At 49.2% G+C, this 16104-nt stretch carries 24 protein-coding genes and 1 rRNA gene; 2 read left to right on the plus strand and 23 right to left on the minus strand.

Annotation, left to right across the window (positions count from 1 at the left end; all coding sequences use genetic code 11):
* Together BLS58_RS13150 and BLS58_RS13155 are read right to left on the minus strand one after the other, a co-directional pair.
* A 16S ribosomal RNA gene (locus BLS58_RS13150) occupies window positions 1–194 on the minus strand; the annotation flags it as partial.
* A gap of 239 nt (window positions 195–433) precedes the next feature.
* The gene (locus BLS58_RS13155) at window positions 434–673 is read right to left on the minus strand and encodes a hypothetical protein (RefSeq protein WP_090399260.1); all 240 of its coding nucleotides are present in this window, start codon (window positions 671–673) and stop codon (window positions 434–436) included.
* A gap of 102 nt (window positions 674–775) precedes the next feature.
* Between BLS58_RS13155 and BLS58_RS13160 the strand changes: the two genes are divergently transcribed.
* The gene (locus BLS58_RS13160) at window positions 776–1531 is read left to right on the plus strand and encodes a polysaccharide deacetylase family protein (protein ID WP_176764751.1); all 756 of its coding nucleotides are present in this window, start codon (window positions 776–778) and stop codon (window positions 1529–1531) included.
* Window positions 1532–1555: 24 nt separating this feature from the next.
* Here the strand turns inward: BLS58_RS13160 and BLS58_RS13165 are convergent, their stop codons facing one another.
* On the minus strand, window positions 1556–2866 hold the full coding sequence (locus BLS58_RS13165) for a lysine N(6)-hydroxylase/L-ornithine N(5)-oxygenase family protein (RefSeq protein ID WP_090399262.1): 1311 nt from the start codon (window positions 2864–2866) through the stop codon (window positions 1556–1558).
* Between the two features lie 69 nt (window positions 2867–2935).
* The gene (locus BLS58_RS13170; RefSeq protein WP_090399263.1) at window positions 2936–3532 is read right to left on the minus strand and encodes a KinB-signaling pathway activation protein; all 597 of its coding nucleotides are present in this window, start codon (window positions 3530–3532) and stop codon (window positions 2936–2938) included.
* Between the two features lie 131 nt (window positions 3533–3663).
* Between BLS58_RS13170 and gerD the strand changes: the two genes are divergently transcribed.
* Complete coding sequence (gerD, locus tag BLS58_RS13175) at window positions 3664–4323, plus strand: spore germination lipoprotein GerD (protein ID WP_090399264.1); 660 nt, start codon at window positions 3664–3666, stop codon at window positions 4321–4323.
* A 36-nt stretch (window positions 4324–4359) separates the two neighbouring features.
* Here the strand turns inward: gerD and BLS58_RS13180 are convergent, their stop codons facing one another.
* The 19 genes from BLS58_RS13180 to BLS58_RS13270 form a co-directional block, all read right to left on the minus strand.
* Window positions 4360–5448 carry an Mrp/NBP35 family ATP-binding protein gene (locus tag BLS58_RS13180; RefSeq protein ID WP_090399265.1) on the minus strand — a complete coding sequence of 363 codons (1089 nt, stop codon included), beginning with the start codon at window positions 5446–5448 and terminating at the stop codon, window positions 4360–4362.
* Window positions 5449–5523: 75 nt separating this feature from the next.
* Entirely contained in the window at window positions 5524–6228 is a 705-nt protein-coding gene (gene cwlD / locus BLS58_RS13185; protein ID WP_090399266.1) for an N-acetylmuramoyl-L-alanine amidase CwlD, read from the minus strand.
* 64 nt (window positions 6229–6292) lie between these two features.
* Window positions 6293–6727 (minus strand): DUF2521 family protein, encoded by a 435-nt coding sequence (locus tag BLS58_RS13190; RefSeq protein WP_090399267.1) that lies wholly within the window; start codon window positions 6725–6727, stop codon window positions 6293–6295.
* A 67-nt stretch (window positions 6728–6794) separates the two neighbouring features.
* Entirely contained in the window at window positions 6795–7250 is a 456-nt protein-coding gene (locus BLS58_RS13195) for a PH domain-containing protein (RefSeq protein ID WP_090399268.1), read from the minus strand.
* Window positions 7251–7297: 47 nt separating this feature from the next.
* Window positions 7298–7690 (minus strand): 30S ribosomal protein S9, encoded by a 393-nt coding sequence (gene rpsI, locus BLS58_RS13200; RefSeq protein ID WP_090399269.1) that lies wholly within the window; start codon window positions 7688–7690, stop codon window positions 7298–7300.
* Window positions 7691–7708: 18 nt separating this feature from the next.
* Window positions 7709–8146 (minus strand): 50S ribosomal protein L13, encoded by a 438-nt coding sequence (gene rplM / locus BLS58_RS13205; protein ID WP_090399270.1) that lies wholly within the window; start codon window positions 8144–8146, stop codon window positions 7709–7711.
* Between the two features lie 154 nt (window positions 8147–8300).
* Window positions 8301–9056 (minus strand): tRNA pseudouridine(38-40) synthase TruA, encoded by a 756-nt coding sequence (gene truA / locus BLS58_RS13210; RefSeq protein ID WP_090399271.1) that lies wholly within the window; start codon window positions 9054–9056, stop codon window positions 8301–8303.
* Window positions 9057–9068: 12 nt separating this feature from the next.
* Window positions 9069–9869 (minus strand): energy-coupling factor transporter transmembrane component T family protein, encoded by an 801-nt coding sequence (locus BLS58_RS13215; protein ID WP_090399272.1) that lies wholly within the window; start codon window positions 9867–9869, stop codon window positions 9069–9071.
* A 4-nt stretch (window positions 9870–9873) separates the two neighbouring features.
* On the minus strand, window positions 9874–10746 hold the full coding sequence (locus BLS58_RS13220; protein WP_090399273.1) for an energy-coupling factor transporter ATPase: 873 nt from the start codon (window positions 10744–10746) through the stop codon (window positions 9874–9876).
* Window positions 10722–11561 (minus strand): energy-coupling factor transporter ATPase, encoded by an 840-nt coding sequence (locus tag BLS58_RS13225; protein WP_245723177.1) that lies wholly within the window; start codon window positions 11559–11561, stop codon window positions 10722–10724. The genes BLS58_RS13220 and BLS58_RS13225 overlap by 25 nt, the downstream gene beginning before the upstream one ends.
* A 163-nt stretch (window positions 11562–11724) precedes the next feature.
* Window positions 11725–12081, minus strand: coding sequence for a 50S ribosomal protein L17 (rplQ, locus tag BLS58_RS13230; RefSeq protein WP_090399275.1), 357 nt, complete (start codon window positions 12079–12081; stop codon window positions 11725–11727).
* Between the two features lie 36 nt (window positions 12082–12117).
* Window positions 12118–13062, minus strand: coding sequence for a DNA-directed RNA polymerase subunit alpha (locus BLS58_RS13235; RefSeq protein ID WP_090399276.1), 945 nt, complete (start codon window positions 13060–13062; stop codon window positions 12118–12120).
* A 146-nt stretch (window positions 13063–13208) separates the two neighbouring features.
* Window positions 13209–13601, minus strand: a complete 393-nt coding sequence (rpsK, locus tag BLS58_RS13240) for a 30S ribosomal protein S11 (RefSeq protein WP_090399277.1) — start codon at window positions 13599–13601, stop codon at window positions 13209–13211.
* Between the two features lie 16 nt (window positions 13602–13617).
* The gene (gene rpsM, locus BLS58_RS13245) at window positions 13618–13983 is read right to left on the minus strand and encodes a 30S ribosomal protein S13 (protein ID WP_090399335.1); all 366 of its coding nucleotides are present in this window, start codon (window positions 13981–13983) and stop codon (window positions 13618–13620) included.
* 21 nt (window positions 13984–14004) lie between these two features.
* The gene (rpmJ, locus tag BLS58_RS13250; RefSeq protein WP_090399278.1) at window positions 14005–14118 is read right to left on the minus strand and encodes a 50S ribosomal protein L36; all 114 of its coding nucleotides are present in this window, start codon (window positions 14116–14118) and stop codon (window positions 14005–14007) included.
* Between the two features lie 41 nt (window positions 14119–14159).
* A complete protein-coding gene (gene infA, locus BLS58_RS13255) occupies window positions 14160–14378 on the minus strand; it encodes a translation initiation factor IF-1 (protein WP_090399279.1) in 219 nt (72 codons plus the stop codon).
* A gap of 4 nt (window positions 14379–14382) precedes the next feature.
* A complete protein-coding gene (locus tag BLS58_RS13260; protein ID WP_090399280.1) occupies window positions 14383–14691 on the minus strand; it encodes a KOW domain-containing RNA-binding protein in 309 nt (102 codons plus the stop codon).
* Window positions 14692–14707: 16 nt separating this feature from the next.
* On the minus strand, window positions 14708–15454 hold the full coding sequence (gene map / locus BLS58_RS13265) for a type I methionyl aminopeptidase (protein WP_090399281.1): 747 nt from the start codon (window positions 15452–15454) through the stop codon (window positions 14708–14710).
* Window positions 15451–16104, minus strand: a complete 654-nt coding sequence (locus BLS58_RS13270; protein WP_090399282.1) for an adenylate kinase — start codon at window positions 16102–16104, stop codon at window positions 15451–15453. The genes map and BLS58_RS13270 overlap by 4 nt, the downstream gene beginning before the upstream one ends.

The following is a 16104-nucleotide window of genomic DNA, read 5'->3' on the forward strand; positions in this document are numbered from 1 at the left end:
GTTACTCACCCGGCCGCCACTGTCTAGAAGTGAGAGGTGGGAAATGGGAAGTGGGATTTAGGTGACATCGGCTCTGCCGATGTCTACGACAGCTCACTTCTCACCTCTCAACTCTCACCTCTAGACCGTTCGACTTGCATGTATTAGGCACGCCGCCAGCGTTCGTCCTGAGCCAGGATCAAACTCTCCATAAAAGTTCCGCTTCGCACACGGGGGTGTGCGTTGCGCTGGCTTGATTCATTCTTCTTACGCTTGGCTTTCATTCAGTTTTCAAAGGGCAAATGTCGGCATCCCCTGTTGAGAGCGCCACTATTCATCATATCACCGCACAATCATAATGTCAATCATTTTTTTCGATTGATTTTTGCAGGCTTTATCGCTATGAGAGCCTGACTGATTGCGACGGATTATTAATTTATCATCTCTACGAAAATCATGCAAGGGGTTTGCTATTATTTTTTTTCAATAAATATAAATCGTACTTTACGCTCTCTTCAGAGGGAACCATTCGGCGATAAACATTGAACAAGATGGTGTATTTTTCCTCGATCGCTTGTTTGACGCACCCTTCCACAGAATCATCATACAAGTCAGCAAGCACTTCATCCATTTCCCTTTTTAACAGATAGATCATTTCTTCTGCTTCCTTTTCCTTTAACGCTACCCCGAACATGATAAACCCCTTTCCATTTACAGAATCGTTAGTTATATCTTGTCCTATTTCGCATATATATATCCCAGTGTTCGGAATGGATTTTGTAAAAGGGGGAGAAGAGTGACACAATTTTGGGCATTCACCAGGAAAAAAAGTTCACAGTACTTTTTTATCGTAGCCATTGCCTTTTGTACAGCTTGTTTGATTTTGCTGGAAAGGCCATTTATCGCGGTGTTTTCCGAGGAGGATCAACCATCGGCATTTTCGAGCGCAGAGACCGATGACCGGGAGATTGCTTTAACTTTCAATGTAAGCTGGGGCGAGGAGCATGTGGAACCCATGTTGGACACACTTCAGGAAAATGACACGACCGCGACTTTTTTCGTTTCCGGGGTGTGGGCGGAACGGCATACGGAATTGCTTGAGCGGATGCTTGATGAAGGTCACGATATCGGCAATTACGGGTATCATTTCAAACCTTACACGGATCAGGAAAATGAAGACATGCGAAGGGATATGCGCGAAGGGCACAACACGATCGAAGAAGCGACGGGTGAACCCCCGGTTTTCTTTCGTCCTCCGGCAGGCATCTTCAATACGGAAGTGTTGGAAGCTGCAGAACAGATGGATTACTCGGTTATTCATTGGGGCGCTGACGGCAAGGACTGGCAGAACCCGGGCGTCGACCAGATTGTTGTCAATTTAATGGAAGATGTGGAGCCGGGGGATGTGGTTATGCTCGATGCCTCTGATTCGGCAAAACAAACCGCAGACGCCTTGCCGGAAATCATCGAGGCACTCGAAGATGAAGACTACAGCCTCACGTCCATAGAGATGCTCATGAGCGGGGCGGAGACAGATTACGAGGAGTTGTAATCACCGCCTTATAGCAGCGAACGCTCACCACTCCGGAGATTCCCCGTCGCCGCCTTCCATGAATTGCTGGAACAGATTGTCGCGATAGACGGGGTACGTTTCCTCTCCTGTCAGCACATTAACGATATGTTGATTTCTTTTTACCGACAGGGCAAGATTTGTGGCGCTCGTCCCATGAGTATGCTCCAGATTCGTCAATGCAAACAAATGATTAGGCCGCTCATCCTTGAATACGAGACGATAATCTCTAGTCACTTTAAATTCCTGTTCGCTCTCCCACTCCAGCTCATCTCTCATCGCCTCGATCCATTCCGGGACGAGTGGCTTATAGCCGGTAGCGAGTATCACCTTATCGGTGGGGTGCTCGAATGTTTGCCCTTTCTGCCACTGGCGGCAAGAGAGCAGATAATTCTCACCGGAGGCCGAGACGCCCTCCACTTCTGTTAGCGCCTGGATTTTCACCGGCGAGCGTTTCCGTTCGACGGAGCGATGGTAAAGGAGCTCGTAAATGCTCAGTAATGTTTTTTCCTGAACGCCATGGCGCAGAGGCCCTAAAACCGCCAACGCATTCTGTCGCTCTTCATAAGGGAGTCCGTAAAAATAATCCACATACTCCGGTGAAAACAATTCTTGCCCTATGCTGCTTTCTTCCAGTTGAAAAAAACCGGGGGAGCGCGTATACCACGTCAGTTTATAGTTATACCTTTCTTGCTCCTCCAATAAGTCATAAAAGACCTCGGCGGCACTTTGGCCCGAACCGACGACGGTGATCGCGTTCGCGGATTTCAGTTCCTGTTCATGATATAAGTAGTCACTTGAATGAATGATGTCCTCATTCGTCTTTCCTTCCAGAGGCGGAGGGATCATGGGGATACTCCCCGTTCCGAGCGTAACATGCCGGGCGTATAACGTCTCCGCGTTTTTGCCTTCGATCCTGTAATGAGCATCCCCGGCATCATAAGTCACATTCGTCACTTCATACCCGAACGTACAGTTGGACAGGCTTCGGGCGACCCACTGACAATACATACTGTACTCGTGCCTCGGGATATTGAATTTCTTCAAAAAATAAAAAGACAGCAAGCGCCCATGCTTATGCAAATAGTTCAAAAATGTATACTTGCTTTTCGGGTTGGCAAAGGTGACTAAATCCGCTAAAAAAGACACCTGTAAATCCGTCTGATCGATGAGCATCCCCGGATGCCATTCAAATGTGGGCTCCTGTTCAAGAAAACGAGTCTTTAAATGGGGAGCCCCCTCTTCCATTAAAGCGGCAAGGCCGAGGTTAAACGGGCCGATACCAATGCCGATGAGATCATAGACCTCTTTTGCCATAGTCGCGCATCTCCTCTGTTCAAGTCTCGCATTTCTTTTTACCCTTCCCCCACACGGGTCTCTATAAACTTATGCATTCTCCTGTATACGATGATGAGCCATCAACTGATAAGTGTTCGCCACCAACAATGGCGTCAGGTAAATCCAGAGCCATACACTATCATTGATTTCGGTCACAAGCAGAGCCGGAAGCCATTCGATCGTCGTAATCACATACATGAAGAAAAAGGCCGGAATAAACGCACCGCGATGAGTCTCCCGTTGCTTAAAGTACGCGACAAGCGCGGCATAAATCAGTAATAGCGTCGGGGTGATCAAGTATCCCCCCATCGTTTCATCCCCGGTTGCATAGGCAAGATAACGAAAATAAAACAAATCGAAGAAGACAAAAGCGATTAAAAAGATCTGCACCCGGTTCCAAAGCTTTTTCGTCTTAAATAGCGATAAGGCCAGACGATTTAAGAGCAAATACGCAAAATAGCCCATTTGCGCCGTAGCACTGACCGCCGCGCCAATCCCCAATAACCACAGAACGCCGAAAATGAAATTCCAAAACCCGCCTTCTGCAAACAGAGGATCGTATAACAAAGCGCCAATGATCGCACCACCCATGGCACCTAAAAACATCGTCGAGAAAAATAAAAAAACCACTTTTTTGGTGTTCAAATAATCATTCCTTACTTACGGGAATCGCCAACACTCTGATTGTACCAACCGCAATCGCAAAAAACCAGCCGTTGCATAATTTGTCACCGAATGCTTCATAGTATAGAAAAACATCGGAAAGGAGCAACGGCATGGATGTAAAGCGAGCCCTTTTCCTTATTTTCCTTTTTACATTTGTAACAGGTTGTGCAGCCTTACAAAATCAAGGCGGATCAGGCGGTGCTGATTCCCAGGACTTCGAAGAGACAAAAGAAATGGTCATCGATGTGTTAAAAACCGAGGATGGACAAGCCGCTCTGGAGGAGATTTTAACGGAGGAAGATTTTCAGGAATCCGTACTTATGGAGCAAGAATTCGTCCAGGATACGGTGCAAACAACATTGACATCAGACGACGGCCAGCAATACTTTCAGGAAGTGATGCAACAGCCTGAGTTTCAACAAAACATTGCCAGCAGCATGCAACAGGAAAATGAAGATATATTAAAACGTTTAATGAAGGATCCGGAATATCAGGATATGATGATGGAAGTGCTGCAGGACCCCGAAATGCAGCAAGAGCATGTTCAATTATTGAAAAGCCAAACGTTCCGGGAAGAGATGCAGACCGCCATCGAAGAAGCGTTTGATAACCCTAATTTCCAACAGCAGCTCTCCGACTTAATCGAACAGCAACAACAAGAGGGTGGCGGCGGTTCACAGGATGATAGCAGCGGTGGCGGCAGTCAGGAAGAGGGCAATCAAGACGACAGCGGCAATGGGGGCAGTGACAGTGGCGGTGGCGGCAATTAACATGAAAGGTGAGGCCATTGGCCTCACCTCACTGTATTATTCAAACGGCGATTTTACCCGTTCCTCTTTAGGTTCTTTCTTTTCGATCACACGCGCGGCGATATTTTCGTACATTTTTCCAATCGGATGTTCCCGCTCATAGACGGACGGAGCAAAATCGTCATCATCGATCGTCGGTTGGCCCAGCGGGACCTGGCCGAGCATTTCCACTTTCAACTCTTCGGTTAAACGTTCGCCACCGCCCTGGCCAAATACATACTCTTTTTCGCCTGTTTTGCTTTCATAATAAGCCATGTTTTCGACGACGCCGAGGATGCGATGGTTACTCTTAATCGCCATCGCCCCCGCACGTGCGGCCACAAATGCGGCTGTCGCATGCGGCGTGGTAACGATGATTTCTTCGGACTCCGGAAGCATCGAATGGACATCCATGGCGGTATCCCCTGTTCCGGGAGGCAAGTCCAGGAGAAGATAATCCAGATCTCCCCAGGTCACTTCATTGAAGAAGTTGGTCAACATTTTCCCGAGCATCGGCCCGCGCCAAACGACCGGAGCGTTATCTTCGACGAAAAAGCCCATGGAAATGACTTTTACACCGTAACGCTCGACGGGATGTATTTTCTCTCCTTCCACGGTGGGACGATTCTCAATGCCCATCATATCGGGAACGCTGAATCCGTATATGTCTGCGTCGATAATGCCGACTTTCTTGCCTTCCCGGGCGAGCGCCACCGCCAGATTGACAGTAACCGTCGATTTCCCGACACCGCCTTTACCACTGGCAACAGCGATGAAGTTCACCGTATTATCGTTCAGTATGCCGCCGCCTTCTTCACCGCCTTGTTCTTGTTGCAGATCGCCGTGTTCTTCGACTTCCTCCTTGGAAAGCTCTTCAAATCGAAGGCCGACCTGGGAAGCACCGGCCTCTTTGACAACCGCTACGATATCCTGCTGCACCTTCATTTGCTCCCCGGTGCCGGTTCTCGCCAAAGCAATCTTTAAGCTCACGTTGTCTTCGTTTTTTATACGAATATCCCGAATCCCGCCGGTGTCGACAATGCTTTTATTGAGGTCGGGATCCTGGATCGATTTCAATGCCTCTATAACGTCTTGCTCTTGTAACAATAGGGTCACCTTCCTTTAAGGCTGATAATATCCCCATTGTATCACACCTCTGGAATCGGGTATAATTGCACGCATTCATTCCTCGGTATCGGTGTAATGCAGAAGCCCCTGGTAAATGGAGGCAGCCATTTGCTCCTGGTAGTCCTCGTCCCCCAATCTCCCGGCTTCTTCAGGGTTGGAGAGAAAACCCGCTTCAATCAACAATCCGGGAATATCCGTATAATCAAGCATGTAAATGTTACTCACACCTGAAGCTTTGCGGTTTGTATTTTCCAGTTGGCGCGTCATCTCCGCCTGGACGCTTTCGGCCATCAGTTGACTTTCCGTAGAGGCCGGATTATAAAAGGTCTGCGCTCCGCGCCAATTGGCCGAGCCGGCATTAAGATGCAAGCTGATAAAAAAATCACTGCCGGAGTCATTGATCAATTGCACCCGTTGTTGTAAATCTTCCACTTTACGGCTTCGCAGGCCTTCTGTAGAAGAAGCTGCCAAATCAGTGTCTTCTTCTCGTGTCATCAGCACAAGCGCCCCTGCCGATTGTAAATAATCCCTAAGTTTAAAAGAAATTTCTAAAGCCACTTCATCTTCCATTAAACCGTCCTGTGAGCTCGACCCTCCATCGACACCGCCATGCCCCGGGTCGAGCACAATGACTTGCCCGCTTAACGGCAAATGTAATCCGCTCGTATTTTCTGTCCATTCAGCGGAAAAAATATTATACATAACGATAACCATAAAAAGCGCTAAAAGCGGAGAAGCAAGCCAGAGCTTTTTTTTCATGAGGAAGACATCCTTTTTTCAGGGATAATTCACTATATGAAAAAAAGGACGGGCATATGCCCGCCTAAATGCGAAGTTGCACTCGATTTTTGCCCGTCGCGAAACCGACTTGCCACCAGTGACGCACGTAAGCATCCGCGCCGTTAGCTATCTTACGATGATCGATGTGCTCTTCCTGAATCCAGTCACTCATGAACATTTCCAGCTCATGGGCGCGTTGTCTGATCTGCGCTTCATCGTCATCGTTAATGGCTTTGTCTTTTCCCGTTCTCGCTACAGACAGCCCTCTTTTGGCAGCGGTGATAAAAGCCTCGATGGCCACGTCCATACAGATCTCCTCTAAAAAGGAGTGGCGAAACTGAAAGGATCCGCACGCGGGGATAAGGTATTTTTCGGAAGCATAGACCATATCTTCCATGCTTAAAGTGTGCAATAGCTTCTTCTCCACTTCCCAGTCCTTCAACCGCTTCTGCTCTTGAAATGATACGACTGACCCCATGCTTGCCCCCCTCATCATTAGTATACAGCTCTGCCGGAGCAAACATGTCTGGGAATGGGAGGGCGCCTTATCCAGACCAATCATCCATTTTCCATACATGCTCATCGATTTGAATCGAAGGGTCAACCTCCAACAATGCTTCCAGAAATGCATTCCGCTCCTTTGGGGAAATGACCACCGGCATTTCAAATTCGCTCCTCACCTTGATACGATCACGCACAGAAGCCGCGGGGGCACTAAGGACGGTGTTGGTTTTGACAATGGATTTAATGTTGGCAATATTAACGGATTTTGTTCGGAAAGGGCCTATGTAGATAAGCAGACGATCGTTTTCAACACGGTAATAAATGCAGAAAGTGATTACCGTAAAAACAAAAAAGACCACTGTAAGAATCCAGACCTGCTGAAATAGCACCAACATCATGGCAGCGATCATCACACCGACGAGCACAGGCGAATAACTGGTCCAAAACGTCATCACTCGCTCATCCCTTTCTGTCACCTTAAACAAACGTTTGATCAAAGAAAAAACCCCTCTGCTCACACAGTAGCAAAGAGGGGAGTGCTCTCTTAACGCTTCGAGAATTGCGGTGCGCGGCGGGCGCCTTTAAGACCGTATTTCTTGCGTTCCTTCATGCGGGAATCGCGCGTAAGGTAGCCATTGTCCTTGAGGACTTTCCGGTAATCCGGGTCCACTTCCAATAAAGCGCGGGCGACACCAAGCTGAATGGCTCCGGCCTGTCCGGTGTAACCGCCACCTTTAGCCGTGATCTTCATATCATATTGACCTTCCGTGCCTGTTTCCGCAAGCGGTTTTTTAACGACGGTTCTCAGGGTCTCATGATCGAAGTATTCGTCCATGTCTCGTTTATTGATGGTGACTTTTCCGTTTCCGGGGGAAAGGAAAACCCGTGCTACGGCATTTTTACGTCTGCCTGTTCCGTAATATTGCAACGATGCCAATGTAATCCCTCCTTTTTGTTAGCCGCGAAGTTCGTAAACCTCCGGTTTTTGTGCCTGGTGTTTGTGTTCCGGGCCTTCATAAACGTGTAGTTTCTTAAAGGTTTGGCGACCGAGCGCATTTTTGGGGAGCATACCTTGGACAGCGAGCTCAACCATTTTCACCGGTTTATTTTTGCGCATGTCAATCGCTCTCGTCTCTTTTAAGCCACCGGGATAACCGCTGTGGCGATAATACATTTTGTCCGTTAACTTCCGGCCGGTGAGTTCCACTTTCTCGGCATTGATAATAATAACGTTGTCGCCCGTATCCACGTGCGGTGTGAATTCCGGTTTATTTTTGCCACGCAAAAGGGCTGCGACTTCGCTCGCGAGACGCCCGAGCCTTTTTCCTTCGGCATCGATAACGTACCATTTGCGGTCGATTTCATTTGCTTTCGCCATGTATGTCTGACGCATAGAGGACACCCTCCTTTTTTCGCAGGTTTGTCAAAATCATTTATTTTTTCGTTCATCATCTCGTAGCTGCGGGCTAGTGGCGGATGAAATGCCAACTTATATCGTATAACAACGCGGTGGTAAATGTCAATTAAAAAATTCGGTGCATCCCGTGTTATGAGCGTCTTTCGTATTCAACCGACCACAGATATAATCCCTGGCCAGGTACCGTCTGTGCAGCTTGCCGACGATCCCGGGAATGTAGTATGCGTTCCATATCCGCTACCGCCAGTCGATGCAAACCGATATCGATAGCTGTGCCGACGATGATCCGGACCATATTATAAAGAAACCCTTCGCCGTAAAAACGAAAATACCCCTCGTATTCGCCCGTCTGTGTGTATGTGACCGTCGTCAGCTCTCTCACCTTGTCCTGAACGTGGGTTTGACTCGCACAAAAAGCCGAGAAATCATGGCGACCTTCCAGTGCCCGTAAGGCCCTTTGCATCGCCCCATGGTCGATGTCGTTCGCATATACATGGTGGACGTAGTTGCGCAGGAACAAATCGCGCATACGTCCGATCCGGATAAAATACCGATACTCCTTGGCCGTAGCATCAAAACGCGCGTGGAAATCATCTGAGACGCGCTCTGCAGCCTGCACCTGGATATCTGACGGCAAAACAGACGCGAAGGCACTTGGCCAGCGTGAGCCAGGGATCTGCAGGGCGGAATCGAAATGAATGACTTGGCCGCGAGCATGGACGCCCGCGTCCGTGCGTCCGGAGGCAACCACTTTCTTTTTTTCCCCTTTATGGAGCCTCGTTAAGCCTTTTTCGACCTCCGCTTGTACGGTGCGCTTATGGGGTTGTACTTGCCAGCCGGAAAAATCCGTCCCGTCATACGCAACTATTGCCTTCCATCGTGCCATAAGCCGCCCCCTCTAAAAATCACGCAGTAACGCTAAGACAACGCCAACGCCGGCAACGATAATACAGGCGATCGTGTCTCGCGCCCGCCACTTTAGCACCCGTAATTTCGTCCTTCCTTCCCCGCCGCGATAGCCGCGGGCATCCATCGCCGTCGCCATGTCTTCGGCGCGTTTAAAGGAGCGGACGAACAACGGAATGATAAACGCCGTCAGCGTCTCCAGACGTGTCCTCAACGAGCCTTTGGCAAAATCCGCCCCGCGCGCCGCCTGTGCTTTCAATATGCGGTCGGCTTCCAAAAGCAGCGTCGGGATCAAGCGAATGCTGATCGACATCATCAAGGCCATTTCATGGGCCGGGAGCCCGAAACGCTTAAAAGGGCGCAAAAAGGATTCAAAGCCATCGGTTAAATCAATCGGCGTTGTGGTGAGCGTCAAGAGCGACGCGAAGACGACGAGCGAACCAATTCGCACGGATATATATACCCCTTGCTCAATGCCGCCACTATAGACAGAAAAGCCAAGAACCGAAAACAGGACCGCTCCTTCATTCGTAAAAAAAGCATGAAGAAAAAACGTAAAAATAATCAAGATAAAGATCGGCAATAACCCTTTGAGAAAAAACTTCAAAGGCACGCGCGAAAGCACGACAAACAGAATAACGGTAGTCACTAGCGCAGTGTAACTCCAGAATTCATTGGCCAGGAAAACGATAACAGCGAGGGCGAGTAAACAAAGAATTTTCGCCCTTGAATCCAAACGGTGCAAAGGGGAATCCACGGGAATATACTGTCCGATCACGATGTTTTGCAGCATGGCTTTATCCCTCTTTTTTGCCCCTCGTCCATTGATTGGCTACGACAGCGGCCATTGCTTCCGGCTCCAACAAGGTATCGCGGATGTCCCAGCCTGCACTTTGCAAGGCATGGGCGATCCGGATCGATGGCGGCGCCGCCAAACCGATATCGGACAGCCATTCGACTTGCCTGAATACCTCCGCGGGAGGGCCGCTTGTTACTGGTTTTTCGGCCGGTCCCATGACGATAATGTCATCGGCATAACGGGCGGCATCTTCCATATCATGCGTCACAAGGATGCTCGTCAATCCACGTTCATCATGCCAGGTTTTTAATACATCGAGCAACGCGCGGTGCCCGGCAGGATCGAGGCTTGCCGCCGGTTCATCAAGGATCAATACTTCCGGATCGGTGGCCAGCACCCCGGCGATGGCGATTCGTCTCATTTGGCCGCCACTGAGACTGAACGGCGAAACAGGTAGCACATCTTCGCCGATACCGACGATATCAAGGAGCGCCGGGAGCCGTTTGCGAATGCTATTCACATCCATGCCCAGATGCCTGGGGCCGAACAACATGTCTTCTTCAACGGTGGACCCAAACAGCTGATGTTCGGGATACTGAAAGACCATCCCGATTTTTTTCCGCATTTGTTTGACTTCTTTACGCTTCGTTTTCCGATGTAGACGAGCATCTCCAAGTTGTACTTCTCCGGAGGTCGGGAGCAGTAACCCGTTAATCAATTGCATTAAGGTTGACTTTCCCGATCCCGTACTACCCACGACGCCTGTAAATGAGCCGGAGGAGATATGGGCGTTCACGCTCGCAAGCGCCTGCTTCTCGAAAGGAGAGCCGATCATGTATGAATAACTTACATTTTGAAAGGCGATGTGCATAGACGTTCCACCCACTCCTGTTCGCTTAACGCCAAAGGGCGCAGGGAGACCCCGGTTTGTTCCTGCAAGGCCACCTGCATGTCCAAAAAATACGGCAGATAAAAGCCCCGCGACAATAAAAACTGCGGATCCTGGAAAAATTCATGCGTGGATTGATCCCGTACCGTTTTTCCTTGTTCCATAAACACGATCCGCTCGGCCTGCAACGCTTCTTCCAACTCGTGCGTAATCATGATGATCGTAATCCCGGCCCGGTTCAACTCGGCCATCGTTTGCATCACTTCTCCCCGGCCCTTTGGATCCAGCATGGACGTTGCTTCATCAAAGATCATAATATCCGGACGCAAGGCGAGAATGCCCGCAATGGCCGCCCTTTGCTTTTGCCCTCCTGAGAGGCGGTGAGGCTCGGTCGTCAGCTTATCGGCAATGCCGACACGTATCGAAGATTCCTCGATGCGTTCGATCATTTCGGTCCGGGGGATACCGGCGTTTTCCAGTCCGAAAGCGATATCGTCCCGAACGGTGGCGGCAACAAACTGGTGGTCCGGGTTTTGAAAAACCATGCCTGCTTTCTGGCGGACCGTCCAAATGCTCTCCTCGTCATCGAGCTGATAGCCGGCAACCTCCACTGTCCCTCTCTCCGGCTGCAAAAGCCCGTTCAGCGTGCGGGCAAATGTGGATTTTCCGGAGCCGTTCGTACCCAACAAAGCCAGCCAATCCCCTTTATATAATTGCAAGTGAAAATCCTGTAAAATCCAATCCTGCTCTTCCCGATAACGAAAATACAGGTTTTGACAATCGATGATGGGCTGCACGCCTCGCTCCTCCAATCCAAACCGGGATATGTACGGCGGCACATCCATAAGCAAAATAATATCATATATCGCCGCTTCTTGTTAACCATTTTATCGTAAAGGTTAACAATAGATGAACACGAAAAAGGACAGTGACTTTGGAATCGTCCTGCCCTCTCGCATATTAAACGAGCTCGATGACGGCCATCGGAGCTCCATCCCCTTTACGTGGCTCCATTTTAATAATGCGTGTATATCCACCTTGCCGTTCCTCATAGCGTGGGCCAATGTCAGCGAATAATTTCTGAATGGCATCCTGATCTTCATCGGCGGCTTCATTACGAATAAAGGTTGCCGCTTGGCGACGGTCATGCAACGTGCCTTTCTTGCCGTGTGTGATCGTTTTTTCAACGAGCGGACGAAGCGCCTTTGCTTTTGCTTCCGTGGTCACGATCCTTTCGTTGATCAAAAGATCCGTCGCGAGATCACGAAATAATGCTTTTCGTGCCGAACTATCTCTTCCCAGCTTCTTGTAAGCCATAGTCCCTTTCCCTCCTTTTGCGCAAACTTGCTCACTTTAATCCTCGTTGCGGAGGCCGAGACCGAGGTCTCCCAGTTTTTCCTGTACTTCCTCCAACGATTTACGTCCAAGATTGCGCACTTTCATCATATCTTCTTCGGATTTCTGCGTGAGCTCGTGAACCGTATTAATGCCGGCGCGTTTTAGACAATTGTAAGAACGGACGGAGAGATCAAGTTCTTCAATCGTCATCTCCAGCACTTTTCCTTTTTGGTCTTCCTCTTTTTCTACCATGATCTCCGCGTTTTGGGCCTGATCGGTCAAACCGATAAAAATACTTAAATGCTCATTCATGATTTTGGCACCGAGGGATACCGCTTCTTCAGGGCGAATGCTTCCATCCGTCCAGACATCAAGGGTGAGTTTATCATAGTTTGTAATTTGGCCGACACGCGTATTTTCCACTTGAAAGTTGACCCTTGCAACCGGGGTGAAAATAGAGTCGATCGGCAAGACACCGATGGCCAAATCCTCATGATTATTTCCTTCAGCGGGAACATATCCTCGCCCTCGTTTAGCGGTCATGGTCATATGAAACTGAGCGCCCTCCGTTAACGTGGCGATATGCAGTTCAGGATTTAGAATATCGACATCACTATCGTGGTTAATATCCTGGGCGGTTACGACACCCTCGCCACTCGTATCAATCTCAAGCACTTTTTCATCATCGGAATGAATGTTAAGGGCCAGGCTTTTCAAGTTCAAAATAATCGTCGTAACGTCCTCCACGACACCCTCGATCGTTGAGAATTCGTGCAGGGCATTCTCGACCTGAACATTGGTGATCGCTGATCCCGGCAGAGAGGATAACAGTATTCGACGCAAAGAGTTCCCTAAAGTTGTGCCATAGCCGCGTTCAAGCGGTTCGACAACAAACTTCCCGTATTTGGTGTCCTCACTGACTTCAATCGTTTCAATGCTCGGCTTTTCGATTTCGATCATCTAAATGATACCCTCCTTCAAAACGTCACATCCGTATGGCACGCTTTGGCGCATATTTTATGGCAGGTGACTGCAGGCACCTCATTCGGTACTTATCTCGTCTAACCATTATTGACAGGGCGCAGGGTTTTAAAACCTTGACACTGTTATAGTCTGCGACGTTTCGGGGGGCGGCAACCATTGTGGGGCACAGGTGTCACATCACGGATGACATTAACCTCAAGACCGGTCGCCTGCAGAGAACGGATCGCGGCCTCACGACCGGCGCCGGGCCCTTTGACAGCGACCTCCACGTTTTTCAGTCCATGGTCCATCGAGGCTTTTGCGGCCGTTTCAGCTGCCATCTGCGCGGCAAATGGCGTCGATTTACGGGAGCCCTTGAAACCGAGGTTGCCGGCACTTGCCCATGACAATGCATTCCCCTGCATATCTGTAATCGTAACGATCGTATTGTTAAATGTGGAGCGAATATGCGCGATACCCGAATCCACCTGTTTACGCTGGCGACGTTTGCGGGTTGTTGTTTTCGGTTTGGCCATCTTTTACAAACCTCCTTTACTTTTTCTTGTTCGCAATCGTTTTCCGGGGGCCTTTTGCGGTTCTGGAGTTATTTTTCGTGCTTTGGCCGCGGGCAGGAAGGCCACGACGGTGACGAATGCCACGGTAAGATCCGATTTCGATCAACCGTTTAATGTTGAGTGACTTTTCCCTGCGAAGGTCCCCTTCAACCGTATAGTTTCCGACAGTCGTGCGGATCCGGCCAAGTTCTTCATCCGTGAGATCACGAACCCGTGTATCCGCGGGTACATTAGCTTCTGTAAGAATCTCTTGCGAGAGACTCTTGCCAATTCCGTAAACGTAAGTGAGTGAAATGACCGCCCGTTTGTCACGAGGAATATCCACTCCTGAAATTCGTGCCACAAACATGCACCTCCTTTAATGTTAACCTTGTTTTTGTTTATGCTTCGGATTTGAACAAATCACCATAACCGTACCTTTACGGCGAATGATTTTACATCGTTCACAAATGGGTTTTACGGAAGGTCTGACCTTCATTTTCTTTCCCTCCTTCATGACGACCAGATGCCTCATAATGTTTATTTATAGCGGTAAGTGATTCGTCCACGAGAAAGGTCATACGGGGAAAGTTCCACAGTAACCTTATCACCGGGTAAAATGCGAATAAAGTGCATGCGGATCTTACCGGAAACGTGCGCGAGTATTCGATGACCATTCTCCAGTTCCACTCTGAACATAGCGTTTGGCAAAGGCTCGACGACGGTGCCTTCGACTTCAATCGCATCATCTTTGGCCATGGATTTACTCTCCTCCCTTCCTAATATCAGGTTGCTCTCTACGAAATTGCATCAACCCGTGGCGCAATTTGGCATTGGTTACACGACCGGTCTCTTCCAGGCTATTTTTGACTTCCCGGGAAACAAACGTGCACGGTCGAATATGATTGATATTTTTCTTCTTGGCACGTTTGAACATTCGTCGGTTACCATCGGCCAAGAGGACAAAATGTTCGTCGACAATTGCAATAACGATGAAAAATTGCTGACTTTCACGACCAGTGAGCGTCTGCACAACTTCCCCGAGTTCAGGCATACTCGCCGCTTTACGCATCGCCATTCTCCTCGCCTCAGGCTTGTGTCAAAATCTCATACCCTGATTCCGTCATTGCAATCGTGTGTTCAAAATGTGCACAGCTTTTTCCGTCCGTTGTAGCCACGGTCCAATTGTCTTCCAGGGTATGGACATAGCGTTCACCCATGTTCACCATCGGTTCGATGGCAAGCACCATTCCGGGCTTTAAGCGCGGCCCTTTCCCTGGGGGGCCAAAATGCGGGATTTGAGGGTCTTCATGTAAGTCTTGACCAACGCCATGACCTACATACTCCCGGACAACCGAGAACCCATGCTTCTCCACGAATGTCTGTATCGCATGAGAGACATTAGAGAGTCGATCATTCGGTTTCGCTTCCGCGAGTCCCTTGTATAAGGCATCCCGGGTGACATCCAAAAGTTGTTTATTCTCGGTTGTTATCGTCCCGACAGGATAGGTCCATGCCGAATCCCCATGGTAACCTTGAATTTTCGCTCCGATATCGATGGAAATGACATCTCCGTTTTTTAATGTCCTATTTCCCGGAATTCCGTGAACAAGTTCTTCATTAACGGAAGTGCATATGCTTCCGGAAAATCCATGGTAGCCTTTAAATGAAGGAACGGCATCATACGATTGTATAAACTCATCCGCCATGCGGTCAAGTTCACCGGTCGTTATCCCCGGTTGAATATGACGCTCAAGCTCTTGATGGGTCAGCGCGACAATTTCACCGGCGCGCCTCATAATCTTTAGCTCCCGCTCCGTTTTACGAATGATCATGCATGCAAACCTTCCAACAATTGATCGATATCCTCATGAACCCGCTCGATCTTTTGATCGCCGTCGATATTCCGAAGGTAACCTTTTTGGTTGTAAAAATCGATGAGCGGTTGCGTCTGTTCAATGTTCACGTCCAAACGTTTTTCCACCATTTCCGGCTTATCGTCATCACGCTGGATGAGCTCGCTGCCATCCACATCACAAATGCCATCGACTTTCGGAGGATTGAAATCCACGTGATACGTTTCACCGGAAGTCGGTGATACGCGTCGTCCGGCCAGACGTTTGACCAGCGTTTCTTTAGGGACCTCAATGTTGATCACATAGTCAATCGAACGGTTGTAATCAGCAAGAATATCTTCCAGCGCCTCCGCTTGCGGGATCGTACGCGGAAAGCCGTCAAGTAAAAAACCTTTTGCACAGTCGTCTTCAGCGAGGCGCTCACGAACGATTCCAACGGTGACTTCGTCGGGCACAAGTTCTCCGGCATCGAGATAACGCTTCGCCTGCACGCCGAGTTCGGTTGCATTCTTGATCGCGGCTCTGAACATGTCGCCGGTCGATATATGCGGGATATGGTACTTTTCACTGATGGTTGAGGCCTGTGTGCCTTTTCCGGCTCCCGGTAGCCCCATGAGAATTAAATCCAT

Origin of the sequence: Natribacillus halophilus, assembly GCF_900100185.1 — a bacterium.
Taxonomy (GTDB): domain Bacteria; phylum Bacillota; class Bacilli; order Bacillales; family Marinococcaceae; genus Natribacillus; species Natribacillus halophilus.

Coding starts and splice junctions, on each gene's coding strand:
- BLS58_RS13155 (WP_090399260.1), bottom strand. CDS start 673: ATGTTCGGGGTAGCGTTAAAGGAAAAGGAAGCAGAAGAAATGATCTAT.
- BLS58_RS13165 (WP_090399262.1), bottom strand. CDS start 2,866: ATGGCAAAAGAGGTCTATGATCTCATCGGCATTGGTATCGGCCCGTTT.
- gerD (WP_090399264.1), top strand. CDS start 3,664: ATGGATGTAAAGCGAGCCCTTTTCCTTATTTTCCTTTTTACATTTGTA.
- cwlD (WP_090399266.1), bottom strand. CDS start 6,228: ATGAAAAAAAAGCTCTGGCTTGCTTCTCCGCTTTTAGCGCTTTTTATG.
- BLS58_RS13190 (WP_090399267.1), bottom strand. CDS start 6,727: ATGGGGTCAGTCGTATCATTTCAAGAGCAGAAGCGGTTGAAGGACTGG.
- rplM (WP_090399270.1), bottom strand. CDS start 8,146: ATGCGTCAGACATACATGGCGAAAGCAAATGAAATCGACCGCAAATGG.
- truA (WP_090399271.1), bottom strand. CDS start 9,056: ATGGCACGATGGAAGGCAATAGTTGCGTATGACGGGACGGATTTTTCC.
- BLS58_RS13215 (WP_090399272.1), bottom strand. CDS start 9,869: ATGCTGCAAAACATCGTGATCGGACAGTATATTCCCGTGGATTCCCCT.
- BLS58_RS13220 (WP_090399273.1), bottom strand. CDS start 10,746: ATGCACATCGCCTTTCAAAATGTAAGTTATTCATACATGATCGGCTCT.
- rplQ (WP_090399275.1), bottom strand. CDS start 12,081: ATGGCTTACAAGAAGCTGGGAAGAGATAGTTCGGCACGAAAAGCATTA.
- BLS58_RS13235 (WP_090399276.1), bottom strand. CDS start 13,062: ATGATCGAAATCGAAAAGCCGAGCATTGAAACGATTGAAGTCAGTGAG.
- rpsK (WP_090399277.1), bottom strand. CDS start 13,601: ATGGCCAAACCGAAAACAACAACCCGCAAACGTCGCCAGCGTAAACAG.
- rpmJ (WP_090399278.1), bottom strand. CDS start 14,118: ATGAAGGTCAGACCTTCCGTAAAACCCATTTGTGAACGATGTAAAATC.
- infA (WP_090399279.1), bottom strand. CDS start 14,378: ATGGCCAAAGATGATGCGATTGAAGTCGAAGGCACCGTCGTCGAGCCT.
- BLS58_RS13260 (WP_090399280.1), bottom strand. CDS start 14,691: ATGCGTAAAGCGGCGAGTATGCCTGAACTCGGGGAAGTTGTGCAGACG.
- map (WP_090399281.1), bottom strand. CDS start 15,454: ATGATCATTCGTAAAACGGAGCGGGAGCTAAAGATTATGAGGCGCGCC.
- BLS58_RS13270 (WP_090399282.1), bottom strand. CDS start 16,104: ATGGATTTAATTCTCATGGGGCTACCGGGAGCCGGAAAAGGCACACAG.